Here is a 24875-nt window from a genome sequence, read left to right as displayed (position 1 = left end):
GTCAGCCGCGACCCGCGCCCTCGGGTTGCCCGACGCAGAGGACTTCATGGATCAGCCGGCAGCACAGGCAGTGACGAGCGAACCCGATTCGGGGGCGGCCCCTGCCAGCCTGCTTGTGGACCATCAGGCTCCGGAGCGTCTTGTCGTACAGCGTGGAATCTTCGTCGGACCCTGGCCGACCATCAACGACGAGCTCTACGCGGTCGTCAAGGGTGGTTCGCAGCGGGAACGCCTTTCCATACAGCTCAACAAGGGTGCCGAGGCGAATCTCAATACCTACTTCGGTCGGTTCGCGGCGAGCTATTGGCAGCGCTGGACGACGGTCACCGAGGTCCAGGTTTCGGCGACGCTGAACGTTGCGCGGCGGGCGCGGATCAAACTGCTCGCCTCCGACATCGCAGGGCATCGGCGCATCGTCGACAGCATCGAGGTCACGGAATCGGGCAGCTTCACGATGACCGCGCCGCTCGACAAGTTCGTCGACGGTGGCGCGATGTGGCTGGAATTCGCTGCGATCGGCGGTGACGTCGAAATTTCCGATCTCGCCTGGACCGTCGATGCGCCCGACCACGTCCGTCCGGTCGCGATCGCGATCTGCACCTTCAACCGTGCCGACGACTGCGCTCAGACGATCGCCGCGCTCGCATCCGACGACACCGTCGTCGCCGCGATCGATGCCGTGTTCGTTGTCGATCAGGGCACCGACCTCGTGCAGGATCACCAGCTCTACACCGAGACCGCTGCCAAGCTCGGCGACAAACTTCGCTACCTGCGTCAGCCGAATCTGGGTGGGGCAGGAGGATTTACGCGCGGTCTGTACGAGGTGTCGGCGGTCAACGAGCACGCCGACGTCATCCTGATGGACGACGACATCCTGTGCGAGCCCGAAACTGTGTTGCGGCTCAACGCTTTTGCGAACCTGACCGTCGAGCCGACCCTCGTCGGCGCGCAGATGCTGTTCCTGCTCAACCCCGATTACCTGAATGTCGGCGCTGAGGAAGTGCATCTGCACAAGCTGATGCACGGACAGAAGGTGCCGAAGGCGCTGCGCAACGTCAGCATGCTCAACAAGCGGCAGGAGCGCAGGGTCGACGCGGGCTACAACGCCTGGTGGACCTGCCTCATCCCCGCCGAAGTCGTCGCCAGGATCGGTCTTCCGATCCCGATCTTCTTCCAGTGGGACGACGTCGAATACGGCATCCGCGCTCGCGAAGCCGGCTTCGTCACCGTCACTCTGCCCAATGCCGCGGTGTGGCACGCGGACTTCTACTGGAAGGACTTCGACGACTGGGCGCGCTACTTCAGCACGCGCAACTCGTTGATCGTGGGTGCCCTGCATACCGAACTCGACGCAAAAGCGTTGTCGCGTCAGTTCTTCCGCTCGATCTCGGAACATCTGGTCGCGATGCAGTACGGCCTCGTCTACACGACGCTCAAGGGCATCGAAGACTTCCTCGACGGACCGAAGGCCCTGGCCGACGGCGGCATCGAAGCGATGGCCGCGATCCGCAAGGGCCGCGCCGACTACCCGGAGACGATCAAGCATCCGGCGGCGACGGCACCCGTGCAGTCGTCGCATCTGCACACACGTCGTGCGTCGGGAGAGCCGAGTCACGCCAAGCTGATTCTGGTCAAGCGTGCGATCGACCAATGGTTCGGCCGTACGCAGCACGGCATCATCGGGGTGACACGTGAAGACGCTCACTGGTGGCACATCTCGCTGTTCGATCACGTCGTCGTGACCGATGCGTCGCAGTCCGGGGTTCGAGTTCGCCAGCGGGACAAGGCAAAAGCGCGTGACCTGCTGCGCCGGACCCGCAAGGTACTGCGTCGTCTGCGGCAGGAACTGCCCGCCGTGCAGAAGGACTATCGAGATGCGCTTCCGACGTTGACCAGCCGCGAAAACTGGGAACGGTTGTATGCGGCGAAGCCTCCCACGAGCTGATTCGACGTTCGTCGGGCCGGTTGCGGCCTTTGTGTTCGCCCTGGCTTTGGGCGTGCTCGGCTCGTGGCGTCCGTCGTATTGGTACGACGAGGCCGCGACCGTCTACGTCTCGTCGCGTCCACTGCCTGACCTGCGGCGCATTCTCGAACACCAGGATGCGGTGCACGGGCTCTACGACGTCGGTATGCACTTCTGGTTCCGGCTGTTCGGGAACTCGGAGCTCAGCGCCCGGTTTCCCAGTGCGCTCGCAGTCGGGATAGCCGCGGCCGGTGTCGTGGTGCTCGGTCGCCTACTGGTGAACGATCGGGTCGGGCTGTTGGCCGGCTTCGTGTTCGCGATACTCCCGCGGGTCACCTGGGCTGCCATGGAGGCAAGGTCGTATGCGCTGACCGCTGCCGCTGCGGTGTGGTTGACGGTTGTTCTTGTTCTCGCGCTGCGCGGCACACGGTGGTTCTGGTGGGCAGGTTATGCCGCTGGGCTTGCGGTGACGATCGTGCTGTTCGTCGACACGGCGACCCTGGTCGGTGCTCAGCTGCTGACCGTTGCGATCCTGTGGCGGAAGTCGTTGCTGCGGTGGCTTTCCGCCGCTGCAGTCGGCGGGTTGCTGGCCCTGCCTGCAGTCGTATTCATTCGCGGGCAATCGGGGCAAGTCGACTGGATTCCACCGCTCGATCGCCACGTCGTGCGGTCGGTGCTCGAGTATCAGTGGTTCGTAGGGGCGCCGGTTTTTGCGGTCGGAGTCGTGGTCATTCTTGCACTGGGCGCACGACGCATGGACAGGTCGTTGCTGGCTGTTGCCGTCCCGTGGGCGGTTGTTCCCACGGTTGCGCTGCTGCTGTTCTCGTTGCTCGCCGAGCCGATCTATCTCGATCGCTATCTGACCTTCACGACCCCTGCGGTCGCGTTGCTGGTCGGGGGAGCGATCGCGACGTTCTCGGCTCGGGTCTGGGTCGCACCAGCGTTGGCAGCGGTCATGCTCGCGGCGGCCGTTCCCGCATATCTCGCGCAACGGGGATCGTTTTCGAAGCCGAGCGAGATGGACTTCAGCGCCGTCGCCGACTTCTTCGAAACACACGGTGCGCCCGGCGACTGCGTCCTGTTCACAAACGACTCCGCTTGGAATCCGACCTCGGCACGTGTGGCGATGAACATCCGACCGACCGCGTTCGATGGTTTACGCGATGTGGGGGCAGGCCGTTCCGCGGTCGCCGAAGGTTGGCTGTCGGACGAGAACCTGACCATTCCCGCCGCGGATCTCACTGGCTGTCAGGTGCTCTGGTTCGTTGCCGACGCCGACCGCGAAAAGCCGCGAACGATTCGTCACACCTCCAACGAAGTATGGAACCTCCCGACCTACCGATTCGACACCTCGCCCGAGTATCGGCAACTGGCAGAGCGTGGGTTCACGATCGAGGAAAGGTCACCGATCCATACGTCCCAGGTCGTTCGGCTGGAGCGGCGCGACAACTGAGGGACGGAGCCGTCTATATGTTCGCCAGCAGAGTTCGCGCTGCGTCGGCGATGTCGTCCTCGAGCCACTCCGGGAGCGGATCGGTCCGACCGTGGCGCCGCACGGCCGAGTAGGGCAGGTCGACGATCGCCCGCGCGACAGCGTCGAGGTTACGCGGATCGTCGGCTCCCGTGAGGGCCTGGGCGATCCGGCGGACCTCGGCAAACATCGGTGCGTTCATGGCGGCGAGCGTGGTCGCGAAGGCGTCGTCCGGCGGGCCGTCGATCAAGTCGCTCGGCCTCGTATTCAGGAGTAGGCGCGCATCCTGCGGTTCTTCGCGCGCGAACACGATCGCGCTCCGGGCGAGGGCCACACCCGCCTCGAGCGGATCCGGTAGTTGCGCCGCAGATTTCGCGCGGGTTTGGAAGCGCTCGAGTGCGCGGAGCCAGGCCGCGGTGAGGATGCCGTCGCGGTTGCCGAACCGGTGGTAGAGCGTGCCTGCCGGTGCGCCGCTACGTGCGGCGATCGCGGCGACGCTTGCCGAGCGCGGGCCATCTGCCAGCACCAATGCGCGCGCTGCGTCGAGGATCACGTCGGTGCTGTGCTTGCGGGGTGGAGCCATGATCTAGTACAGTCCTTCTATATGGAACGTTTGCCTTATATCGATGAGCATGCCACAGAGATCGACTCCGATCGGGCACATACCTGGGACGCGTTGCTCAGTGTCGTCTGCAAAGACCCCGCAGCCCCGACCCCACCCGCAGGCTTCCGGGTCGACGAAGCGGATGCGCCCAACCGCCTTGTGTTGAGGGGTCGACACCCCTTCTCGATCTACGAATTGGCGTTCACTCTCGACGACAGCGGACCGTCCCGGACCCGGCTGACCGCCTACACCCATGCGGCGTTTCCCGGTATCCACGGCAAGATTTACCGTGCCCTCGTCATCGGCAGTGGCGGCCACAGGATCGTCGTCGGACGAATGCTGCGAAAGATCGCGGCAGCGGCATGATCACCGACTTGATCCCCGGACTGGTGTGGGGAGCGACGCCCGGCGAACGGGCGCTCCCACTGCCCTGCGACGACCTGCTGCCGGACGCAGGCACAACTGCCGACCGCGCGATCTCGGTCGACGCCCCACCTGCTGTCGTGTTCGCCTGGCTGTGCCAGCTGCGGGTCGCGCCGTACAGCTACGACCTGTTCGACAACTTCGGCAGACGCAGCCCGCGAACCCGGGACCCCGAGCTTGTCGACCTCCAGCTCGGCCAGCGGTTCATGAGCCTGTTCGATCTGGTGTCCTTTGTCGCAGACGAGCACATCACGCTGCGAACGAATCGTGTCGTCACCACCTACTCGGTGCGCCGCGCGGGTCCAGGTTCGCGGTTGCACGTGCGCGTTCTCTTCGAGGGGCCAGCTGTACTCGCACGAGCGCTCGCACTCGGTGATCTGGTGATGATGCGCAAACAACTGCTCGTCCTGAAAGAACTCGCCGAGCACGAAGCCGCCCATGTTGGGTGAAACCGTCAGTCGCCCAACGTGAACCGTGCCGCCGCGTCTGCAGACATCGGCTTCGCGAACCGCCAACCCTGGCCGAACCGATAGCCGAGCGACGTCAGCAGAGTCAGCTGCTCGTCGCTCTCGATACCCTCGGCAATAGCACTGACCCCGAGCGCCTTCGTCATCGTCACGAACATCTCGAGAAGCGTCACCGCGCGGTCGGTCGGTAGGTCGGATACGAAAGTGCGGTCGATCTTGATGCCGTCGAGCAGACCCGTCGCCGAAAGATCGCTGAGTCGAGCCATATTCGAGTAACCGATGCCGTAGTCGTCGATCAACGCCCTGATACCGGCGTCGCGCAAAGCACCGATCACGGCCCGGGAACGTCCGGAATCGTCCATCAGTGCTGTTTCGGTCAGTTCGAGCACAACACACGACGGCGTCAGCCCAGCGCGCGCCGCAGCGTCGACGATCCTGTTCGGCAGCGTTCTGTCACGCAGTTGGCGAGCAGCGACGTTCACGCCGACGGTCAGCAGTTCGCCACCTTTGGCCCGCGGCGTTGCGGTCGCCGCGTCGATCTGCGAATTCCAGGTCGCGGCGGCGCGGAGAGAACGATCGAGCACGAGGTCGAACAACTCGTCGATCAGCGGCGAATTCTCTGCCAGTGCAATGAATTCGTCGGGACCGACCGGACCGAGCTGAGTGTCGTTCCACCGAGCCAACGCTTCGAATCCGGTGATCCGAGACGCTGTGAGGTCGACGATCGGTTGGAACTCCACGTCGAGACTGCCGGACGTTACCGCCTTGCGAAGTCGGGTCGATACCTTGAGGCGGCGGCTCGCGCGGTCCGCATCGGCGCGATAGAAGCGATGCGCTGCTCGACCCGACCGCTTGGCCGCGTACATCGCGCTGTCCGCGCGGGTCAGCAACGTGGCGATCGACACGCCGTCGCCCGGTGCCACAGCGATGCCGACGCTCGCCGTCACGCTGATGTGGAGTCGAATCGGCTGGCCGGCCACATCGAAGTTGATTCGCATCGGACGCGAGATCGCGTCGATGATCGATGACGCGACAGCCGCAGCCTGGTCGACGTCGGCGGTCCGCAGTCCGACGACCAACTCGTCGCCGCCGAGGCGTCCGATGATCGACCGCGCGGGCGCAGTCTTGCGAATGCGTGTACCGACGCGGTGCAGCACTCGATCACCCATCGCATGACCGTGCGAATCGTTGATGTCCTTGAAATCGTCGAGGTCGATCAGGAGCAGTGCGAGTGGTTCGCCGTCCGAGAGCAGTTCGGCCAAACTGTCCTCTGTGTGCGAGCGGCTGCCGAGGCCTGTGACGATGTCGGTTTCCGCCAGCAAGCGCAAGGCCTTCTCGCTGATCACCTGAGCGGTGACGTCGATACTCACCCCGAGACTGCCGGTCAGTTCGCCCTCGTCGGAATACAGCGGTTGATAGTGCGTATCCCATACCCGCTCTTTGGCCTCGACGCGGAATCGAAACTTTTCTCCGGAGATCGCGCGGCGATAGATTCGGGCGAGATCCTCTCGACCTGGCCGGAGGTCGAAAACATTGCGGCCGACAAGATCGTCGGACTCGACACCCATCCGGGCAAGGCCACCACCGGTAGCGACGCGAATTATCCCGTCGAGATCGAGTGAGAACACGACCAGTGGCGCCGAACCGAGGATTTCGCTGATCTGGTCACCCGACATCCAGTGTTTTTCCGAAGCGACCGGACTGGCGGGCGGCGTCGCTTCGACACGGGTGTCGTGCTCGGCGGGTTCACGAATGAATGCGACGATCCACTCCGGTGCTGCCCCGGAATCGACGTCGTCACCCGGCGTCGCCGTGATCGTGACTTCGATCGGCACACTCGCTCCGTCGCCGCGGCGGCCAAGCGTACGGAACGTGAATGCGCGTTCGAACGGCAGCTGACTGCTCGCCCGAAACCGTGCGACGGACGCTCTGTGTGGTCCCCGCAGGTTCGCGGGGACCACGACGTCGATCATCTTCAACCCGATGACGTCGCTGCGACTGCTTGCGAAGATGCGCTCGGCAATCGGATTGAATTCGACGATGGTGCCGTCAGCAGTCGCGATGATGACGCCGTCGCTCGCAACTCGCGCGATGGCACGCCAGATCACCGCCAACTGTTTATCGACGTGAAGAGCCACTCGAACCTCTCGCCCCACCTGCGCCCGCCATCCGCGGTGTCGTTAGCGGAATGGTAGCGACATCACGGGGTTCGGTAGCGGATGTTCGCCTACTCGTCGAGAAAGATGTCTGTCACGAGGTCGACGGTCGGGTCGCCCGCACGGTACTTCTCGAGATCGGTGACTCCCGCGGCGGCGAGGACCTCGTCGTCGATGTAGAAGTTGCCGGTGGCTTCCGTTGCGGGAGAGGTCAATACGACGTAGGCAGCGTCGGCGTAGATGTCCGGGGTCCGCGAGGCGTTGACGACAGCGTCGCCGCCGAGCAGGTTGCGGACCGCTGCCGTCGCGATCGTGGTCCGGGGCCACAGCGAGTTGACGCCGATACCGTCGCCCTTCAATTCTTCGGCAAGTCCGAGTGTTGTCAGGCTCATCCCGTACTTGGCCATCGTGTACGCGAGGTGGCCACCCGCCCACTTCGGGTTGAGGTTCAGCGGCGGCGACAAGGTCAGAATGTGCGGGTTGCGACCGGCCTTGGCAGATTCGCGCAACGACGGGATCGAGAGCTTCGACAGCAGGAACGTGCCGCGGACGTTGATGTCCTGCATCAGGTCGTACTTCTTCATCGCGACGGCATCGGTCTTCGACAGGTCGATCGCGCTCGCGTTGTTGACGACGATGTCGATGCCGCCGAACTTCTCGATCGTCTGGGCGACGGCGGCCGCGACGGATTCGTCGTTGCGGACGTCGCCGACAAACGCCAGAACCTTGCCGCCGGCAGCCTCCAGTTCGGCAGCAGCTGTGTGGATTGTGCCGGGCAGCTTCGGGTTCGGGGTGTCGGTCTTGGCGATCAACGTGATGTTCGCGCCCTCGGCGGCCGCGCGCAGCGCGATGGCAAGACCGATGCCGCGGCTGCCGCCGGACATGATCATGGTCTTGCCTGCGAGCGGCTTGTCTACCGATGTCGTCATTGCGCCTCTTCTCCCTGAACGGAAATAGTCTTCCGGCAACGGTAGACCGACGTTACTTCCGCGTGCGATACACCTCCCGTAATGCGCGCGACTGCGCCTTGACCGTGCGGGTGCGTTCCTGGCGTAGTCGAGCGTCGGTTCGCGACGCGACCCATTCGTTCTCGCGGAGCAGTTTGCGGTAGCTGTCGAGTCTGCGTTCGGCCAATTCACCGGATTCGACTGCTGCCAGTACTGCGCAGTCCGGTTCGTGCAGGTGTCCGCAATCGTCGAATCGGCAATCCTCCGCAAGCTCTTCGAGATCACTGAATGTTGTCGAAATGCCATGTGCGGCATCCCAAAGCCCGATACCGCGCAGTCCCGGCGTGTCGATCAAGGTGCCGCCGGACGGCAGCGGAAACAGTTCGCGATGGACCGTCGTGTGCCTGCCCTTGCCGTCGACGCCGCGTACCGCGTTGGTTGCCAGTCGTTCCTCGCCGAGCAGCGTGTTGGCCAGTGTTGATTTGCCTGCTCCCGACGGTCCGATCAACACGACTGTCCCGTCGAGCATTGCGGTGAGGACGTCGATGCCCTCGCCGTTCGTCGAGCTGACGGCAAGGACCGTAGCGCCGGGGGCTATGGCTCGAACGTCGTCCAGGCTCTGCGAAATATCCTCGGCCGCATCGGCTTTCGTCAATACGACGACGGGTTGGGCACCGCTTTCCCAGGCGAGCGCGAGCATCCGCTCGATGCGCCCGAGGTCGACGTCGCCGTCGAGTGCGGTCACGATGAGCACGGTGTCGACGTTCGCGGCGAGTACTTGCGCCTCGGAGCGGGTCGACGCCGACGACCGTTGGATCGCGCTGCGCCGATCGAGGATATGGATGACCGTCGGAAAGCCGCCGCGATCGTCGACCGCTACCCAATCGCCGGTGCATACCGGCTCTATCGTTCGAGCGCGGATAGGTCCGTCGGGCGTGACGACATCACATTCGCCACGGTCGACGCGGACAACCCGAGCAGGGCTGAACTGGTTTTCGGCGGCGAGGAGGTTGTCGAATTGCGTCGCTACGGAATCGTTCCAGCCGTAAGCGTCGAGAAGGTGGTGCTGTTGCATTTTGGGTTGAACTTTCGTCGAGGAGGAGACCCTCGACGCGCGTAGGCGGAGGGTCAGGAGAGGTGGATTGTGCGCAGCACGACAACCGATACGACAGCCACGAACATCAACCTCCCTCTCCCACTCGAATCGCTTGAACATCCAAAATCGCAGACTTGCTGCCGCGCCGCAAGCTATTTATTTGCGCGGCAGGTAAGGCGATGTGCTGAGGACAGCAACGAAGTCACGGTGAAGGGCTAGCTACAAGCTGGCTCACCATCAGTCGGTCCGACGGATCGGGTTCGCACTGTTCGGCCAGCTTTCGCTGAGACCGTAAGCACGCCAGAGATTGTCGTCACTGGCTCGGGTAAGGGCGAGAACGAGATAGTCGTCGTAGACCACGTCACCGAAGGCGCGCATCGAGTGCCCGCTGTCCGGAACGAACTTCACGTAGGCAATATCGTCGCGTTCGACGTGATCGTGCACTCCGGACGCCAGTGTGTACCCGGTCAGGCGTGTTTCGATGTCATCGAAGTTGCCCCAAGCTTGCGGGTCGACTGTCAGCCTGGCCAACGCCACTGCGTTCTCCTCGCGACTGAAAAGCGCCAAACGCCAGTAGTGCGCCGTTCCCCATGGCGTTGCGAACGGCGGGTTCTGGTCGAAAAAGGTGTCGAAACTGTTGTCTTCGACTATTTCCAAGGGTGGCGGCGCAGACCGAATGCGGTCGGTCAGCACCCCTGCGAATTTCGGTGTGACCGGCCGTAGCGAGTCGGCGAGTTGCAGAAGCGATCGCGGCGGGCGCGTGTTGCGTTGCAGTAGGCGATCGATCGCCTCGAATACGCGATGCTCGTCCAAATCGAGCTGGTCGAGAAGAAACTCGTCCGGGTGCACCGCATTTATGTCGTAGGGTTCGAGCGCCCGATCCGGGAAGTCTTTCAAGTTCGCCGTCACGATCAACGCAGCACCGGCTCGTACCGCGCCTGCGAGAACGTGGCGGTCCTTGCGGTGATTCTTCATCGAGCCGATCAAGTCTCGGTAACCCTCGGTTTCGCTCTCCGCGAGAGGGAACGCCTTGCGCATCTGGCGAATTCGATACGCAGCGTTGGCAGGAGAGACTCCGAACTTCTTCACGAGGTTACGTTCGACCTCGTCGAGTAGTTCTGCTGTCCAGATCGGCTGGAACAGCTCTTCCTCAGCGAGAGTAAGTAGAAGATCGTTCAGTGTTTGCGGCAGCATGACACACGCGTCGATGACGACACGGAAATTTGTCGGCATGAATCAGCGCGTGGCAACGAAGCCGACGTCGGTGCCGTCCGGGGCGCTGTGACCGAGGTCGGCGAGCGCGGCGTTGCGGTCCTTGCGTAACCGCTGCTGATATTTCAACACCTCGGCCAGTTCGACTCGGCGGTGACGTCCGGGAGTTGTGTATGGGATCTGCCCACCTTCGAGCAGCCGTACCAAAGTCGGGCGGCTCACAGACAAGATTTCAGCTGCTTCTTGAGTTGTCAGCACCGTACGCCGAGGTTCCACGGTCACGGCCGAACCCGATGCGAGTGCCCGCACAACGGTCAGCAGGACCGAACGCACTTCGTCAGGAAGAGGGGCAACCGCGCCAGATGGCCCCGTGAGTTCTGTCTTGCTTTCGTCGACGAGCAGGCTGAGTAGGGCGTTGATCGCGCCGGTGCGCTCGACATCTCCCGGGTCGGGAAGCAGGGTGTTTTCCATCAGCGCGGCCATCACCCCACGATAATTCGAAAAAAACGAACACGCAACAGCGTGCAGATCGGTGCGTTCGACGTCGCCGCTGGCCATGATGCCAAGTTGCCGAGACGGGCGGTTTCGACCATGGTCAGCTCGATGTGTCGGCAACGGAGCTCGGTCCTTCATCGGCGCAAACGAGGCTTACTGTGCAGGCCGCCGGAATTGCTCTTTGCGACCCAGCTTGCGCAGCCGCAGCCATTCCCGCAGACCAGCGGGGTCGCGTTCGGTGACGAGGAAGAACCAGCCGAAACGGATCCATTCCTGCGGCAACAGTCGTCGCATTCCTGGCTGCGACATGAGATATCCACGGTTGCGGTAGGTGAAGTACCGCTTCGTCGCGTCGTCCGGGTACTGCGTATGCATCCGCCCGCCGAGGATCGGCTTGAATTCCGCGGCACCGTTCGGGTGCAGGTAGGCGGTCTGCAGGCAGGTCCCGAACGGGAGTCCCGACCGCACGAGTCGCCTGTGCACCTCGACTTCGTCGCCACGCACGAACAACCGAAGATCGGGAACGCCGACCGCATCGATCGCGTCGGCCGACAACAATGCGCCGTTGAACAGCGACGCGATACCGGGCAGCAGATCTTCGTCACCCAACTCCGACCGAAGCCGTCGCCATACGACTCCGCGGCGCAAAGGGAACGCGAGGCGGTCGGGCTCGTCGATGTCGCAGACGACGGGCGACACCTCGGCAAGCCCGTTCCGCAGCGCGCAGTCCAGCAGGATCTGCAGCACGTCGGGACCTTCTGGCCGACCGTCGTCGTCGGCGAGCCAGACCCAATCGGCACCGATCGACAGGGCGTAGAGGATGCCGAGTGCGAAACCGCCTGCGCCACCGAGATTGTGCGCGGACCCGAGGTAGGTGACGCTCGCGGGCTGATCTTCGACTAGCGTGCGGACCTCGGACTCGTTGCCGTTGTCGACGACGACGATGTGGTCGACCGGCCGCGATTGCGAGGTCAGCACAGCCAACGACTCTGCCAGCAGTGCCCGTCGTCGATGGGTTACGACGACAGCAACGATCCGGGGTGTGTTGCCGGGTTCTGTCATCCCTGCTCGCCGCGCTTTTTCTCCGCTTCGAGTTCCTGCAGCGTGCGTGCCACGTGTTCGCCGGCTTCGGGTCCCTCGTAGGCTGTGACGACGTCCTGGATCCCGCCGCGTTCGCGAATCTGGCCGTGGTCGATCCACATCGCGGTGTCGCAGAGTTGGGCGAGGAACTCGTTGGAATGGCTTGCGAACACCAGGATTCCGGAGCGCTCGACAAGTTTTTGCAACCGGATGCGAGCCTTCTTCATAAACTCCGCGTCGACAGCGCCGATCCCCTCGTCGAGGAGCAGAATCTCGGGGTCGATGCTGGTCACGACGCCCATCGCGAGCCGGACCCGCATACCCGTCGAGTACGTCCGCAACGGCATTTCGAGGTAGTCGCCGAGTTCGGTGAAGTCGGCGATCTCTTCGATCTTGGCGAGCATCTGTTTGCGCGTCTGCCCGAGGAACAGGCCACGGATGATGATGTTCTCGTAGCCGGAGATTTCGGGATCCATGCCGACCCCGAGGTCGAACACCGGTGCAACGCGGCCGCGGATCTGCGCGCTGCCACGTGACGGTTCGTAGATGCCCGAAAGTAACCGGAGCAACGTCGATTTGCCCGCACCGTTGTGTCCGACGAGACCGACGCGGTCGCCCTCCTTCAGCGAAAGGTTGATGTCGCGCAATGCTTCGACGACAACAACTTTCGACGGATTGCGGCCGATCGCGCCGCCCGCTTTGCCGAGAAACGCCTTTTTGAGCGAACGCGACTTGGCGTCGAAGATGGGAAATTCGACCCAAGCTTGGTGAGTTTCGATACCTACCGACACGACGTATCCCCTAAACCCAGTAGGGCACGCGGGCCCGGTATTTGCGCATGGCCAGCAGGGCCAACGTCCAGCCGAGCACTGTGAAAGCCAGCACGATGTACCAGTGGTAGGCCTCTTGCTCCTCGCCGATGAGTGGCGCGCGAATGATGTCGAGGTAGTGGAACAGCGGGTTCAGCTCAGCCAACTTCACCCGCTCGGCCGCCTGGCCGCCCTGCTGCTCCAGCGCTTTCGTCGTCCACATGATCGGGGTCAGGACGAAGGCGAGCAGCACGAAGCTGCCGAGAATCGGCGCGATATCGCGGTATCGGGTACTGAAGATGCCGAAGACGATCGACCCCCACAACGCGTTCAACATCAGCAATATCAGTGCGGGAATCGCCGCGAACGACGTCCAGGTCAGATCCCGCCACACGCCGAAAGCCACCAACATCACCACGTAGATCAGCATGTTGTGCGCAAGCAGCAGGATCTGCCGCCAGACCAACCGATAGACGTGCACGCTCAACGCCGACGGCAGCTGCTTGATCAACCCCTCGTTGGCGACGAACACTTCGGAACCCTCGAGGATGCTCGCACTGATCAACTGCCAGACGATCAACCCGACGGTGACGTAGGGCAAGAACTCGTCGAGCGGGATGTCTAGCAGGGCCGAATAGAGGATTCCCATGGCCGCCGCCTGCACACCGGTGGCGATGGTGATCCAAAACGGACCGAGTACGGAACGCCGGTACCGCTGCTTGATGTCCTGCCAACCGAGCGACAACCAAAGCTCACGCTGGCTGAACCCGTCACTCAGGTCCTTGAAGGCGCGCCGAAATGTTTGTGAGTCCGAGACGGGCAAAACCTCGTCATCGGTATCCGGAGCTGCAGTCGACACGATTGCCGAGCCTACCGGGGTCGGGTGGGGGTCAGAGATATTGCCCGGTCCCGCCCGGTGCCGAGGGGCCTGGCCCACCACGCGGATCGGCCGAGTGCAGGCCGGGAGGCAGTGCACCCTGACGCATCTGCTCCAGCTGCGCGCGTGCTGCCATCTGCTGTGCGAACAGTGCGGTCTGGATGCCGTGGAACAGTCCTTCGAGCCAACCGACCAGCTGCGCCTGCGCGATCCGCAGCTCTGCGTCGGACGGCACCGACTCCTCGCTGAACGGCAGAGTCAGCCGTTCGAGCTCGTCGCGTAGTTCGGGGGCGAGGCCCTCTTCCAGCTCGCTGATCGACGATCGGTGGATCTCCTTGAGCCGATTTCGGCTGGCGTCGTCGAGCGGAGCCGCACGAACCTCCTCGAGCAACTGCTTGATCATCGTGCCGATTCGCATCACCTTGGCAGGCTGCTCGACCATCCCGGCGAGTGACTCGTGCTCGCTGCCTTCGGTGCCGGTCTTCGGCGCGGTCGCTCCGGCCGCGGCTGCTTCCTCGGGAGAAACGGCGACAGGTAGACCGTCGGGTCCGATAACGACCACTTGTTCGTTGTCCGCGTGCGTCATGACCCCATCTTGTCGGTTGCGCACGAATTGCGCCAAGAGGCTCGAGCTCTATCCTGGACTGGGTCGTTGCGGGGGTCGATGTGATGAAGGCTGGGCTTACATGATGAGAGGGATCTGCGTCACTGCTTCGACGACGGACCATTTAGAGTGGCGGGCATGACATACGACGTCGCACGGGTTCGGGGGCTCATCCCCTCCCTGGGCGACGGGTGGATCCATCTTGATCCACAGGCGGGGATGCAGGTGCCCGATGCTGTATTCCGCGCTGTATCAACAGGTTTCAGGACTTCGTCGTTTTCGCACATCGGTCAGCACAGTGCGTCGCAACGCAGCGCGGGGATATTGGAGCGTGCCAGACAGGCTGTCGCCGACCTGGTTGGTGGCGACCCGGCCGGCGTCGTACTCGGACCCGACCGTGCGCTGCTGCTTGCGTGGCTGGCGGAGTCGCTGAGTTCGCGTCTCGGGCTCGGAACCGGCATCGTGCTCTCCCGTCTGGACGACGAAGCGAATGTCGCACCGTGGTTGCGGATCGCCAATCGCTACGGCGCTCACGTGCGCTGGGCAGAAGTGGAGATCGAAACCTGCGAGCTCCCCGCCTGGCAGTTCGAGGAGTTGATCGGGCCGACCGCACGGCTGGTTGCGCTCACTGCGGCCTCGCCGATCGTCGGGTCGGCGCCGGATGTTCGGGTTGCCGCCGATCGGGTGCACGAGGTCGGCGGGCTGCTCGTCGTCGACGCCATCGGAGCAGCTCCGTACGCGCACATCGACATCGACGAACTCGGTGCCGACATCATCGCCGTCAGTGGCACGTCGTGGGGCGGTCCGCAGGTCGGTGCGCTCGCGTTCCGCGACCCAGCTTTTCTCGACCGCATTCCTGCCATGTCGCTCAACCCGTACGCCAAGGGTGCCGAGCGGCTCGAGGTCGGCGGTCACCAGTACTCCATGCTTGCCGGACTCACCACGTCGATCGACTACCTCGCCGGTCTCGACGAAGCAGCCACCGGAACCCGGCGAGAACGGTTGGAGACGTCGATCAGCTCGCTGCAGGCGTATCAGGACGAGCTGTTCGAGCACCTCATGGCGACGCTGGGCGATCTGCCGAAGGTCACCCTCATCGGGCGCGCGACCACCCGCATTCCGACCGTCAGCTTCACCGTGGCAGGCACCCAATCGGAAAAGGTCGCAGCCAAACTGGCCGGCCATCGGATCGGCACGCTCAGCGGCAGCCACGGCGGGAGTCGGCTGCTCGACGCACTCGGCGTCAACGACGAAGGCGGCGCAGTGACCGTCGGTCTGGCGCCGTACACGACCAAGTACGAAATCGATCAGCTGGGCCGCGCACTGTCGAGCCTGTGATCATCTGATTCGCAGCACCACTTTGCCGACACTGTCCGGCGAATCGAGCAGGTCGTGAGCTGCGGCGACGTCGGCAATCGGGAGTTCTGTGTGGACCACAGGCGAGACGGTTCCGTCCGCGATCAACGGCCACAGATGTTCGACGACCTCGGAGACGATCTCCGCCTTGCCTGATCGGCCGGTCTCGGGACGCCCGCGCAAACTCGCGGCTGTCACCGACGCACGCTTCATCAACAGCTTGCCGAGTTCCAACTCGCCCTTCATGCCGCCCTGCATACCGATAACGACGAGCTGACCGTCCGCAGCCAGCGCATCGACGTTGCGGGACAGGTACTTCGCGCCCATGTTGTCGAGGATGATGTCGGCGCCGCCATGTTCCTGCACAGCAGCGACGAAATCGTCGTCGTGATAGTTGACCAGGATCGAGGCACCGAGGTCCTTGCAGCGGTCCAGCTTGTACTGCGAGCCTGCGGTGACGGCAACGGTCGCGCCGCGAGCGACGGCAACCTGGATCGCGTGGGTGCCGATCCCGCTGCCGCCGCCGTGGACCAGCAGCAACTGGCCCGAATGCAGTCCGGCGCCCATCACGACGTTCGACCAGACCGTGCAGGCAACCTCCGGCAGCGACGCTGCGGCGTAGAGGTCGAGGCTCTCCGGTACCGGCAGCACCTGCGTCGCGGGGACGACGACCTCCTCGGCGTATCCGCCACCTGCCAGCAGCGCACACACCCGATCGCCGACCTTCCAGCCGGTGACGCCGTCGCCGACTTCGGAGATCACGCCGGAGCATTCCAGTCCGAGAACGTCACTCGCGCCGGGCGGCGGCGGGTAGAAGCCCTGCCGCTGCAAGAGGTCCGCACGATTGACTGCGGTTGCCACGACGTCGATCAGCACCTGCCCGTGGCCCGGATGGAGGTCGGGTCCGTCGGCCCATTCCATGACCTCGGGTCCGCCGAAACCGTTCAACCTGATCGCGTACATGTGCCGACGGTAGCGCAGGCGAGTCGGCCGATAGCGCTGAGCTGTGCGAATAGAATGCCTGTGTGCAGGATGACCAAACCGGCCAGTCGGGGCTGGAACCGAGATGGCTCACCGCTGTCGAACAACAGGCGTGGCGCGCCTACATCGACGGCCAGCAAAGGCTCACAGACCAGCTCAACCGCGACTTGGAGGACAGCCACGACCTCTCGCTCGCCGAGTACCGAATTCTCGTCATGCTTTCCGAAGCGCCGGACCACGAACTGCGAATGAGCGAACTCGCCGACGGCGTGCTGTCCTCACGCAGCCGCCTGACTCATCAGATTCGCCGTATGGAAACCCAGGGCATGGTGCGCCGCAGCACCTGCGTCGACGACGGTCGGGGAGTTCTCGCCCAACTGACCGACGAGGGTCGCCGCAGACACGAACAGGCAGCGCCGACGCACGTCGAAGGTGTGCGGCGGAGTTTCGTCGATCTGCTGACGCCCGAGCAGCTGCAGACCATCGGCGACGCCTTCCGAAAGGTCAGCGCCGCCATCGCCGAGACGCAATCCGAATAGGACTGCGCCGGGATCAGCGGCTAGTATCTGCGACGGAAGCGTGGCAGAGCGGCCGAATGCACTCGCCTTGAAAGCGAGCGTCGTGAGAACGACCGGGGGTTCAAATCCCTCCGCTTCCGCCAAGGTCGACAGCCCGCTATCTGCGCTTACGTGCAGCTAGTGGGCCCTTTTATGCTTGGGTAATCGAGATCGCACTATGTCGCTGCCCACATTTTGCCCACACTCGCTTCCGATCGAGCGTGATCGAGTGCGATACCTACGGCGTCAAGATCGTCATCGAACAGGTCCGCGTAGGTGTCCAGAGTCATCGCTGCCGAGGAGTGCCCGAGCATTCTTTGCAACGCCTTCACGTTCACTCCGGCCGAAACGGCAAGGCTTGCCGCAGTGTGGCGCAGGTCGTGGGGAGTCACTCGGGGAATGCCTGACTTCTCGACTGCCTTCGTGAACCAGCCGGTGAAACTCACCGAACGTCGAAGGTGCTCGCCGTCGCGGCCGGGGAACACAAGATCGTCGCGAGCCCTTCCCTCGCACTCGCGCGCCAGCTCGACAACGAGGAAGTCTGGAATCGGTACCGATCGGCTCACGTGACTCTTTGGCGTCCCGATGTGCATCTCCATATTGACCTGTACAGCGTTTTCGGTGACCACGAGCCGCTTCCGCAAGAGGTCAAGGTGCTTCACTCGAAGGCCGATTGCTTCGCCCCACCGCAAGCCGCAGTACGCGAGTAGATGTACAAGCGTCTGCCGATCGCCGGACGCACCCGCGAGCGCTCCGACCTGCTCGTGGGTGAGGTAGATGCGTTCCTTGCGCTGTTTACGCGGCAAGTTCTCGACCCCCCGCGATGGGTTCTTCGCGAGTCGCTTCGACTTCACGGCGCTGTCGAGTACGCCAGCAAGAACGCCGTATGCGCGGATGACGACGGTTGCGCCCTTGCCCTTGACTTTCACCCCGTCGATCGTCTTGTCTCGACCGAGATCGGCAATCCATCGTTCGACCGCATCAAGGTCGACATCTGCCAGGCGTTCCTTGCCCCAGCGCGGTTCGACGTGAATACGCCACGCAGTCTCAAGTGACTTGTACGCAGATGGTTTGAGGTCGGACTCTTTGCGTTCCAACCACGTCGGCCCGATTTCGCCGACCGTGATGTAGCCGAGCTTCGGCGGCACGTACTCGCCGCGCATCTTCTCGACTTCCACCGTCGCGGCGAACTCCTGCGCCTGCCGCTTGCTCGTGAATCCGCGCTTATCGGTCTGCTTGCGGTCTGGCGTGCGGTATCTCACGCGATACCGCTTCCCGCGTGCAGTGTCGTAGCTGCTAATCGTTGCCAATGCGCAACTCGATTCTCAACTCATCCTTCAATTGCCGGCTTATTCGGCCACGATGTTGTGCATTTGCTTCAGGCCCTGCTCGCTCGTCGCGTTCTTGCGAGAAGGTCTGGCCCCACAGCGAACTAGACACGATAGCGAGGAGTGGTCGGGTGATGTGAAGCGACTTCTGAACACGTTCCTCGGCAATGCCGGATTGCGCGAGAATCAGGTTGATTGCTGAAATGTCGGCTGATTCGAGCCGTTCGAGCGTTTTGAGGTCGAGTTCCTCGTCGAGCCCCGGCAGTTTGACGTGGACCGCGCCGATTAAACGTCGCAGTTCGGGCGGTTCAAGGCGTATCTCTGCCCCCCGAAACCAGAGTGACAAGTGATCAGCGGGGAGATCGACCGAATCGTTGATACTTAGAGGGAGCTGCGAGTCGACGAGTTCTGCCATAGTGACGGGACCACAGCCGAGGTCGCTCAGCGCCAGCGCGAGCGCGATGGTGGTTTCAAGGTTTGGAGAGACTCGGCCAGCTTCAAAGTCTGCGACTCGAGTGTTTGACCATCTCAGTCCGCGGAGCTTCGATGCGATCGCGACTTCGTCCAGTGTCAACCCCGCCCGGGTTCTCAGCTTGCGGGCATTAAAGCCGATCGCCTCAGCAAGGGTTCGGGTATCACTGGACATCAGCTCAGGGTACTGCAAATCACGACACTTGACCGCGATTCAGCAGCCATCTAGGGTTTCCTCAAGATTCTGGAAAGGATGAATCATGACAGGCCGAAGCCCTGATCTGCGGATGGAGCTAGGAAGTCCCCGTGAGGTCGCCGACTACCTGCACGTCACCGTCGCTTCCCTCGCTCAGTTGCGATACGTCGGCCGAGGCCCCCGTTTCGTCAAGGCGGGGGCGAAGGTTCTATATCGGTGGTCAGACGTCTTCGACTATGTCAGCAGCAATCTGTACGAGCGGACGGACGTGAAGGTCGATCCCGCAGTTCTGCGCGGCTGATTCACAAGAGAAAATGGGCTGAGATGTGTGACCCGACCCGCGCTCGTAGACGGCAGTCCGTACCGCGTCATATAGAGGGCGCACTCTTCGATTCACAAGGCAGCCGGACGGGTCGACGAACGCACTCCTCGGGCTACCCTCGCGGTCCGCGAGATGAGTCGACCGGTTGGTCGATTTGTGACTCGCGATGTGGTTGCAGCGTCATGGGTAGATCATTTCGACCGTCGTGATCGTAACGCGCCGACGGATGGGTGGCTGAACCCGCCCTGTTGCAGAACACACGGGCTGCAGCCGTGCCGGGCACATTTTTGAGGGGACTTGCGATACGTCTCTGATCTCGCAACTCGGGGGCAAGACCTTCGGCATCACGGCGCGGTCCCTATCGACACCCCCGATGTTGAGACTTTGTGAACGCTCTCCTGCGCTACTGACCTTTGTTTTGCGCTCTGTCCCGGGAGAAAGAACGACAGGACCTCATCCCTGTCGGCAACGGTCGCCCTCGGCCGGTGGAGACAACATGGACGAGCAGACAAGGGATCATCCGGTACTGACGCGCCAGCAGTTCTTGGCGGAATACAACTTTCCCGACAGCACTGAGCGAAAGAGGCGTTCCAGCGGCAACTTTGCGCCGCACTTCAGTATCGGCAGGCGCATCTACTACCGCAGAAAATCGGTAGAGGCGTGGATTGCCTCGCGTGAGACGGGATCGAACGCTTGCAGCCACTCCGGCGGTGGTGCGGCGTGAGCGAAGAAAAGAGAACCCGCCCCGTAGTGAGCGAGGCGGGTCAGAAGGTCTTCCGGACCAGTAACAAGAGTACAGGTACCAGCAACGCACGAGCCGAGTACAACCGCCTGTATTGGGCTCGGAATCCGCATCTTCGGTGGCTGCACGGATACTTGCAGCGGTGCGCCGGGTACGGGCTCACGCCCGTCGTTGAACCGTTCACGAAAGAGGAACTTCTCGACTGCTGGGGCGATATGTGTGCCGACTGCGGTACACCCGAGTGGAATCAGCTCGACCACCGGATACCTGTGGCTGCCGGAGGCGCGCATTCGCTCGCAAACTGCTGCCCGATCTGCGAGTCGTGCAATCGCGCCAAATATTTGGTGTCCGATCGTAGGCGTATCGCCGACTTCCGTGCAGATCGCGGGTGTGGGCACACCGTTAGCGGCAATAGTGCTGCGGGCGGCACAGGGAAGACTTCTACGTCCGATGGGAGCGACCGACAAATAGCGAATAGAGCTCGCGGTAGCGCTAAGGCGAGCCTGAACTCTCGTTAGCGCCCAACGCCGCAGTTTGAGCATGCTCGTTCATCTCGCTATTGCTCTAGACGGTCGAGGATGTCCGACATCGTGATACCGAGGGCACCCGCGATATGTCGTAGTTCAATCACATCAAGCCGACGCTCACCCGACTCGTACTTGCTGACGAAGGACTGGGCGACGTCGAGTCGCTCGGCCACCGCTACCTGAGTCAGTCCGGCTTCGCGCCGCACCTGCCGCAGTACCAGGCAAAGCTCCCGGTATTGGCGGCTGTAGAGCGACTTTTGCACCCGGCAAGCGCATCTTGCGGGTATGGATATCCCAACTTCGGATATTTTTGTACGTAATTGCCGAGTCCTGGCATCGACATTTAGCGGTCAGGCCGCGAAGTGTGCGGGGCGCGTCACGCAATGCTCGGCGAGCGCGATCGTGCGAACGACCTGGGACCCCCGACCTCCGATGGCAGAACCCGCCCAGCCAGTCGTGCAGCGCTCTCGATCCTGCCACCGGCACCAATATCCTAATGTCGGATATTTCTTCGTCTAGCGGGTACGCGTTCCCAGCAGACGGCGCAGGAAGGAAAGACATGAATCAGGAAATCGGCGGACACCAGCCAAACCACGACCGCGGGCAACCCCGCGCGTCGGCTTCCGACTTAGTTCCGGAGCCCCATAGGCGGACCGTCAAGCAACGGGCCGTTGACGCCCTCCTGCTGATTCTGCTCGTGGTCCTTGTCTGCGCGACTATCACTACTCCGGTCGAGGTGGCAAAAGGGTTAGCGGACTTCTTGGCGATCGTGGCGCTCGTCCTTGTCGCGGTCGCGGCGCTCGGTGTGGGATGGGTGTTGTTCAGGCGATCTCGGGACTTCGCGGCCACGCATCCGGAGGGGACAACTGTCGGTGCGGCCGGACACCGAACTCGTGTAATTCTGGTCCCGTCTGCGGTAATCGTGCTGGCCATCATCTTGTCAGTGCCAACCTTCTTGAAAGACTCGGCAGAGCCGCTGGTGTCGGACGACGACCGGCTGAGGCAGGCCGCGCAGGACTTGATTGATAGCGGCGGGATGCCGACCACGACACCTCCCACGCCTACAGAGAATCGCTACCTAACGAAGCTTCGTTCGTACCCGGATATTGCTCGAGTCCTGGGCTTGACCGAGAACTACTACGTCGATGCTCTCACTCGTGGGCAGTACATTTGCGCTCGCTTTGACGATGGCCGAATCAAGAGCAGCGTCATTCGGGACATGGTCACCGGGACAACGAGGGACGACATCGACGTTGCCGACGCGAACCTCATCATTCGCGCGGCCACCGCAACTCTGTGCCCAGAGCACGAGGCCGAAGGAAGATGACTCGCGACTCTATGGGCCTGAGCTGTCAGGCGCGGGTTCGAGCCGGACTGCCGAAAGTCGGCCCTTGATCACGCCTCTGGCTGTCGGTGATCGGTCCATGTCGTGCTGTCCCACCAGCGCTTGCCGCCGCTTCCCTGGGGTTCGGGGTACCAGCCGGGCGGCGGACCTTGGGAGATCGGGGCGGCCTGCGCTAGGTGGACCGGTTCTGGTCTCGTTGACCTGGATTCCGGGCCCCGCGCTTGTTGACGACTCGGCGAATTGACCACGGCTGCGAACTTGCGTGCATCGCCTTCGGCCCTGATCGGCACCTCATCTACAACCACCGATCCGTCTGCTAGTTCGACCGTCAGAAAGATGGTGCTCTGATCTTTGCGGCCTGCGGCTCCGATGAGCGCACCGGTTCCACCGAACAGCAGCGCACCTCCGACGACCCGGGTCGAGTCAGCCGAGAACGAGCGATACCCGCGCTCTCAATGGTGACCGACGCGCCCGCGACCGGCCACGACTGGTCCTCGTAATGGAAGGACTCCCCAATCAGACGGAACTTGCCGAAAGCTCGTCCAGCGGCGCGGTCGGCCGCCAGCTCCCGGGCTTCCTGGTAACTGTCGCGCACGGTTTCGACAAGACCGGGGCGGCGAATCTCTTCGGGTGTCCCAGGCGCACCGTAGTCGTGGACTGGTGGCGCTGAGTGTCAGCAGTCACGTAATTCCCCACCTTTGAGGGGTTGTCCGTCACGTAATTCCTCACCCGCCGTCACGTAATTCCCCACCCCTTGGGGCGTGTCCGGTCCGGGGTTCGGGTGCTGCTCAGGTTCGCTCCGTTCAGTGCCCCATCGAGGGCCTGGAAGGGGCCTGAGGTGGCAAGGAGAACGTGGAAAGTGACCGACTTCGTAGAGATGTTCCGACACTGGAACGCGGGCCGATCCCAAGTGCAGATCTACCAGGCACTCGACATCGACCGAAAGACCATTCGCAAATACCTGTCCCCAGCATTGGCTGAGGGTCTGCAACCAGCACCCGAGGAGCCGTTCGACGAGGCGGTGTGGCGGGCGCGAATCGAACGCTGGTTTCCCGAACTCGGCGACCCGGCTGCGCGGGCACTGACCTGGCAGCTGATCGCGGTGCATCGCGATTGGATCGAGAAGCAGCTGGCGGTGCCGGTCACGGTTGCCACGATCGCGCAACGGCTCCGCGACGACCATCGGGTCGAGGTGTCGGAATCGACGGTACGACGTTATATCGCAACCACTTTCGCCGAACAATCCGTCCAGGACAAGGTCACCGTCCCGCGCGGTGCGGTCGAGCCGGGCAGCGAAGCCCAGATCGACTACGGCAAACTCGGCATGTGGTTCGACCCCGTCTCGGGCCGCCGGGTCGCGGTGTGGGTGTTCGCGATGATCCTGTCGTGCTCACGCAAGCTCTTCGTGCAACCAGTGCTGAAACTGGACCAAACATCCTGGAACGCGTCCCATGTCGCGGCGTTCGACTTCTTCGGCGGTGTCCCGGATCGGTTGGTGTGCGACAACCTCAAGACCGGTGTCGACCGACCTGATCTCTACGACCCGCAGATCAACCGCGCTTACGCCGAGCTCGCCGCGTTCTACGGCACCCTCGTCGACCCGGCCCGGGCTCGCAAACCGAAGGACAAACCGCGGGTCGAACGCCCGATGCCCTACATTCGGGACTCCTTTTGGTCGGGCCGCGAATTCACCTCGCTGCAGCACATGCAGAGCGAGGCATTGCGTTGGGCCACCGATGTTTACGGCCTGCATAAGCACCGCGGCCTCGACGGTGCGACACCGATAGCGGTGTTCGACGCGGTCGAGCGCGATGCGCTGAATGCGTTGCCGGCGCGGCCGTTCGAAACGGTGCTCTACACGATCGGCACTGTCGCCCCGGACTGTCACGTCAAATCCGGCAAAGCGTTGTACTCGGTGCCGTGGCGGTTGATGGGGCAGAAGGTCAGTGTCCGCACCGCCGGTGAGGTGGTGCAGATCTTCCACGACGACACCGTCGCCGCCACCCATGTTCGGCATCTGTCGGGGCGTTCGACCACTCTCGAGCACTATCCGCCGCACAAGGTCGCCCACACCTTGCGGAGCGTGTCGTGGTGCCGCACTCATGCCGAGCAGATCGGACCCGGCGCGGTCGCGATCATCGCAGAGTTGTCCCAGGTCAACGCCGTCCATCGGTTACGGGCGATCCAGGCGATCATCCGGTTGCGCGACAGCTACGACGACACTCGCCTCGACGCCGCGTGCGCTCGCGCACTCGAGGTCGGTGATCCGCACTACCGCACCGTCAAAGGCATCCTCGTCGCAGGCACCGAACGCGGCGACCAACCCGCCTGCCCAGCTCCCGCGCCGCCGGCGATGCTGCGCGGCCCCGCCGCGTTCGGCACCGAACTCAGCGCGTGACGCGCACCGATCGAATCCGATCATGTTCTGCGACAACGAATCAACGAAACGGATACTGTCATGACCATTCACGACCCCAGTCTGCGGACTGCGCTCAAGACCCTCAAACTCACCGGCATGCTCGATACCCTCGACGCGCGCCTCGCTCAAACCCGGGACGGGAAACTCGGCCATCTGGAGTTTCTGCAGGTGCTATGCGAGGACGAGGTCGCCCGCCGCGAAACCGCGGCGCTGGCGCGGCGGGTGCGCCGGGCACGGTTCGAGCATCAATCCACCTTCGAGGACTTCGACTTCACCGTCAGCCCGAAACTTCCCTCGGCGATGCTGCGTGATCTCGCCGCCTTGCGTTGGCTCGACGCGGGCGAGTCGGTGATTCTCTATGGACCCGTTGTTATCCAGGTGTGAAAACACGCTCTCATCAACGTCTATGACGAAAGATGTCAGAGTC

At 63.1% G+C, this 24875-nt stretch carries 26 protein-coding genes, 1 tRNA gene and 1 pseudogene; 13 read left to right on the top strand and 15 right to left on the bottom strand.

The window, feature by feature from the left end:
* The first annotated feature begins 46 nt into the window (after positions 1-46).
* Both ACHIRB_RS17170 and ACHIRB_RS17165 read left to right on the top strand, forming a co-directional pair.
* A complete protein-coding gene (locus ACHIRB_RS17170) occupies positions 47-1945 on the top strand; it encodes a glycosyltransferase (RefSeq protein WP_395113997.1) in 1899 nt (632 codons plus the stop codon).
* On the top strand, positions 1920-3416 hold the full coding sequence (locus tag ACHIRB_RS17165; protein ID WP_395124155.1) for a glycosyltransferase family 39 protein: 1497 nt from the start codon (positions 1920-1922) through the stop codon (positions 3414-3416). The genes ACHIRB_RS17170 and ACHIRB_RS17165 overlap by 26 nt, the downstream gene beginning before the upstream one ends.
* Before the next feature lie 13 nt (positions 3417-3429).
* Here ACHIRB_RS17165 and ACHIRB_RS17160 read toward each other — a convergent pair whose 3' ends face one another.
* Positions 3430-4017 (bottom strand): TetR/AcrR family transcriptional regulator, encoded by a 588-nt coding sequence (locus ACHIRB_RS17160; protein WP_395113995.1) that lies wholly within the window; start codon positions 4015-4017, stop codon positions 3430-3432.
* Between the two features lie 21 nt (positions 4018-4038).
* Between ACHIRB_RS17160 and ACHIRB_RS17155 the strand changes: the two genes are divergently transcribed.
* Both ACHIRB_RS17155 and ACHIRB_RS17150 read left to right on the top strand, forming a co-directional pair.
* Positions 4039-4404, top strand: coding sequence for a hypothetical protein (locus tag ACHIRB_RS17155; protein WP_395113994.1), 366 nt, complete (start codon positions 4039-4041; stop codon positions 4402-4404).
* Entirely contained in the window at positions 4401-4910 is a 510-nt protein-coding gene (locus ACHIRB_RS17150; protein ID WP_395113993.1) for a hypothetical protein, read from the top strand. The genes ACHIRB_RS17155 and ACHIRB_RS17150 overlap by 4 nt, the downstream gene beginning before the upstream one ends.
* Positions 4911-4915: 5 nt before the next feature.
* Here the strand turns inward: ACHIRB_RS17150 and ACHIRB_RS17145 are convergent, their stop codons facing one another.
* From ACHIRB_RS17145 to ACHIRB_RS17105, 9 genes are all read right to left on the bottom strand, one after another.
* On the bottom strand, positions 4916-7066 hold the full coding sequence (locus ACHIRB_RS17145; protein WP_395124154.1) for a putative bifunctional diguanylate cyclase/phosphodiesterase: 2151 nt from the start codon (positions 7064-7066) through the stop codon (positions 4916-4918).
* A gap of 89 nt (positions 7067-7155) precedes the next feature.
* Positions 7156-8013, bottom strand: coding sequence for an SDR family oxidoreductase (locus tag ACHIRB_RS17140; protein ID WP_395113989.1), 858 nt, complete (start codon positions 8011-8013; stop codon positions 7156-7158).
* A 52-nt stretch (positions 8014-8065) separates the two neighbouring features.
* A complete protein-coding gene (rsgA, locus tag ACHIRB_RS17135) occupies positions 8066-9106 on the bottom strand; it encodes a ribosome small subunit-dependent GTPase A (protein WP_395113988.1) in 1041 nt (346 codons plus the stop codon).
* Positions 9107-9364: 258 nt separating this feature from the next.
* A complete protein-coding gene (locus ACHIRB_RS17130; RefSeq protein WP_395113987.1) occupies positions 9365-10360 on the bottom strand; it encodes a PIN domain-containing protein in 996 nt (331 codons plus the stop codon).
* Between the two features lie 3 nt (positions 10361-10363).
* Entirely contained in the window at positions 10364-10822 is a 459-nt protein-coding gene (locus ACHIRB_RS17125) for a helix-turn-helix domain-containing protein (protein ID WP_395113986.1), read from the bottom strand.
* 165 nt (positions 10823-10987) lie between these two features.
* Positions 10988-11896, bottom strand: coding sequence for a galactofuranosyltransferase GlfT1 (gene glfT1, locus ACHIRB_RS17120; protein ID WP_395113985.1), 909 nt, complete (start codon positions 11894-11896; stop codon positions 10988-10990).
* Positions 11893-12705, bottom strand: a complete 813-nt coding sequence (gene wzt / locus ACHIRB_RS17115) for a galactan export ABC transporter ATP-binding subunit Wzt/RfbE (RefSeq protein ID WP_199704761.1) — start codon at positions 12703-12705, stop codon at positions 11893-11895. The genes glfT1 and wzt overlap by 4 nt, the downstream gene beginning before the upstream one ends.
* Positions 12706-12715: 10 nt before the next feature.
* On the bottom strand, positions 12716-13582 hold the full coding sequence (gene wzm / locus ACHIRB_RS17110) for a galactan export ABC transporter permease subunit Wzm/RfbD (RefSeq protein WP_465254670.1): 867 nt from the start codon (positions 13580-13582) through the stop codon (positions 12716-12718).
* Positions 13583-13613: 31 nt separating this feature from the next.
* A complete protein-coding gene (locus ACHIRB_RS17105; protein ID WP_395113983.1) occupies positions 13614-14186 on the bottom strand; it encodes a bacterial proteasome activator family protein in 573 nt (190 codons plus the stop codon).
* Between the two features lie 156 nt (positions 14187-14342).
* On the opposite strand from ACHIRB_RS17105, the gene ACHIRB_RS17100 reads away from it, so the two are divergent.
* Positions 14343-15542 (top strand): cysteine desulfurase-like protein, encoded by a 1200-nt coding sequence (locus ACHIRB_RS17100; RefSeq protein ID WP_395113982.1) that lies wholly within the window; start codon positions 14343-14345, stop codon positions 15540-15542.
* Here the strand turns inward: ACHIRB_RS17100 and ACHIRB_RS17095 are convergent, their stop codons facing one another.
* Entirely contained in the window at positions 15543-16523 is a 981-nt protein-coding gene (locus ACHIRB_RS17095; RefSeq protein WP_395113981.1) for an NAD(P)H-quinone oxidoreductase, read from the bottom strand.
* A gap of 62 nt (positions 16524-16585) precedes the next feature.
* On the opposite strand from ACHIRB_RS17095, the gene ACHIRB_RS17090 reads away from it, so the two are divergent.
* On the top strand, positions 16586-17080 hold the full coding sequence (locus tag ACHIRB_RS17090; protein WP_395124153.1) for a MarR family winged helix-turn-helix transcriptional regulator: 495 nt from the start codon (positions 16586-16588) through the stop codon (positions 17078-17080).
* 34 nt (positions 17081-17114) lie between these two features.
* Positions 17115-17202 (top strand) — tRNA-Ser (locus ACHIRB_RS17085).
* 72 nt (positions 17203-17274) lie between these two features.
* On the opposite strand, the gene ACHIRB_RS17080 is transcribed toward ACHIRB_RS17085, so the two are convergent.
* Together ACHIRB_RS17080 and ACHIRB_RS17075 are read right to left on the bottom strand one after the other, a co-directional pair.
* Entirely contained in the window at positions 17275-18408 is a 1134-nt protein-coding gene (locus ACHIRB_RS17080; RefSeq protein ID WP_395124152.1) for a tyrosine-type recombinase/integrase, read from the bottom strand.
* The gene (locus ACHIRB_RS17075; RefSeq protein WP_395124151.1) at positions 18395-19072 is read right to left on the bottom strand and encodes a helix-turn-helix domain-containing protein; all 678 of its coding nucleotides are present in this window, start codon (positions 19070-19072) and stop codon (positions 18395-18397) included. The genes ACHIRB_RS17080 and ACHIRB_RS17075 overlap by 14 nt, the downstream gene beginning before the upstream one ends.
* Before the next feature lie 85 nt (positions 19073-19157).
* Between ACHIRB_RS17075 and ACHIRB_RS17070 the strand changes: the two genes are divergently transcribed.
* From ACHIRB_RS17070 to ACHIRB_RS17060, 3 genes are all read left to right on the top strand, one after another.
* Entirely contained in the window at positions 19158-19394 is a 237-nt protein-coding gene (locus ACHIRB_RS17070) for a DNA-binding protein (RefSeq protein ID WP_395124150.1), read from the top strand.
* 517 nt (positions 19395-19911) lie between these two features.
* On the top strand, positions 19912-20139 hold the full coding sequence (locus ACHIRB_RS17065) for a helix-turn-helix transcriptional regulator (protein WP_395124149.1): 228 nt from the start codon (positions 19912-19914) through the stop codon (positions 20137-20139).
* Positions 20140-20372: 233 nt separating this feature from the next.
* Entirely contained in the window at positions 20373-20675 is a 303-nt protein-coding gene (locus tag ACHIRB_RS17060; protein WP_395124198.1) for an HNH endonuclease, read from the top strand.
* 38 nt (positions 20676-20713) lie between these two features.
* Here the strand turns inward: ACHIRB_RS17060 and ACHIRB_RS17055 are convergent, their stop codons facing one another.
* The gene (locus tag ACHIRB_RS17055) at positions 20714-20947 is read right to left on the bottom strand and encodes a helix-turn-helix domain-containing protein (RefSeq protein ID WP_395124148.1); all 234 of its coding nucleotides are present in this window, start codon (positions 20945-20947) and stop codon (positions 20714-20716) included.
* Positions 20948-21606: 659 nt separating this feature from the next.
* Between ACHIRB_RS17055 and ACHIRB_RS17050 the strand changes: the two genes are divergently transcribed.
* A complete protein-coding gene (locus ACHIRB_RS17050) occupies positions 21607-22011 on the top strand; it encodes a DUF732 domain-containing protein (RefSeq protein WP_395124147.1) in 405 nt (134 codons plus the stop codon).
* A gap of 68 nt (positions 22012-22079) precedes the next feature.
* On the opposite strand, the gene ACHIRB_RS17045 is transcribed toward ACHIRB_RS17050, so the two are convergent.
* Positions 22080-22277, bottom strand: a complete 198-nt coding sequence (locus ACHIRB_RS17045; RefSeq protein WP_395124197.1) for a DUF2510 domain-containing protein — start codon at positions 22275-22277, stop codon at positions 22080-22082.
* A gap of 611 nt (positions 22278-22888) precedes the next feature.
* On the opposite strand from ACHIRB_RS17045, the gene istA reads away from it, so the two are divergent.
* Together istA and ACHIRB_RS17035 are read left to right on the top strand one after the other, a co-directional pair.
* The gene (gene istA / locus ACHIRB_RS17040; protein ID WP_395124146.1) at positions 22889-24427 is read left to right on the top strand and encodes an IS21 family transposase; all 1539 of its coding nucleotides are present in this window, start codon (positions 22889-22891) and stop codon (positions 24425-24427) included.
* Positions 24428-24487: 60 nt separating this feature from the next.
* Positions 24488-24817: pseudogene (locus tag ACHIRB_RS17035) on the top strand (ATP-binding protein); the annotation flags it as partial.
* Positions 24818-24875: the final 58 nt, after the last annotated feature.

It is taken from the genome of Antrihabitans spumae, assembly GCF_043944905.1.
Classification (GTDB): Bacteria; Actinomycetota; Actinomycetes; order Mycobacteriales; family Mycobacteriaceae; genus Antrihabitans; species Antrihabitans spumae.
The sequence above is the reverse complement of the archived record's forward strand: the minus strand, read 5'-3'. Positions and strand labels throughout refer to the sequence as shown.

Coding starts and splice junctions, on each gene's coding strand:
- ACHIRB_RS17155 (WP_395113994.1), top strand. CDS start 4,039: ATGGAACGTTTGCCTTATATCGATGAGCATGCCACAGAGATCGACTCC.
- ACHIRB_RS17125 (WP_395113986.1), bottom strand. CDS start 10,822: ATGGCCGCGCTGATGGAAAACACCCTGCTTCCCGACCCGGGAGATGTC.
- ACHIRB_RS17165 (WP_395124155.1), top strand. CDS start 1,920: ATGCGGCGAAGCCTCCCACGAGCTGATTCGACGTTCGTCGGGCCGGTT.
- glfT1 (WP_395113985.1), bottom strand. CDS start 11,896: ATGACAGAACCCGGCAACACACCCCGGATCGTTGCTGTCGTCGTAACC.
- ACHIRB_RS17130 (WP_395113987.1), bottom strand. CDS start 10,360: ATGCCGACAAATTTCCGTGTCGTCATCGACGCGTGTGTCATGCTGCCG.
- ACHIRB_RS17170 (WP_395113997.1), top strand. CDS start 47: ATGGATCAGCCGGCAGCACAGGCAGTGACGAGCGAACCCGATTCGGGG.
- rsgA (WP_395113988.1), bottom strand. CDS start 9,106: ATGCAACAGCACCACCTTCTCGACGCTTACGGCTGGAACGATTCCGTA.
- ACHIRB_RS17060 (WP_395124198.1), top strand. CDS start 20,373: ATGTGTGCCGACTGCGGTACACCCGAGTGGAATCAGCTCGACCACCGG.
- ACHIRB_RS17070 (WP_395124150.1), top strand. CDS start 19,158: ATGACAGGCCGAAGCCCTGATCTGCGGATGGAGCTAGGAAGTCCCCGT.
- ACHIRB_RS17140 (WP_395113989.1), bottom strand. CDS start 8,013: ATGACGACATCGGTAGACAAGCCGCTCGCAGGCAAGACCATGATCATG.
- ACHIRB_RS17065 (WP_395124149.1), top strand. CDS start 19,912: ATGGACGAGCAGACAAGGGATCATCCGGTACTGACGCGCCAGCAGTTC.
- ACHIRB_RS17150 (WP_395113993.1), top strand. CDS start 4,401: ATGATCACCGACTTGATCCCCGGACTGGTGTGGGGAGCGACGCCCGGC.
- ACHIRB_RS17105 (WP_395113983.1), bottom strand. CDS start 14,186: ATGACGCACGCGGACAACGAACAAGTGGTCGTTATCGGACCCGACGGT.
- ACHIRB_RS17160 (WP_395113995.1), bottom strand. CDS start 4,017: ATGGCTCCACCCCGCAAGCACAGCACCGACGTGATCCTCGACGCAGCG.
- ACHIRB_RS17075 (WP_395124151.1), bottom strand. CDS start 19,072: ATGTCCAGTGATACCCGAACCCTTGCTGAGGCGATCGGCTTTAATGCC.
- ACHIRB_RS17095 (WP_395113981.1), bottom strand. CDS start 16,523: ATGTACGCGATCAGGTTGAACGGTTTCGGCGGACCCGAGGTCATGGAA.
- ACHIRB_RS17100 (WP_395113982.1), top strand. CDS start 14,343: ATGACATACGACGTCGCACGGGTTCGGGGGCTCATCCCCTCCCTGGGC.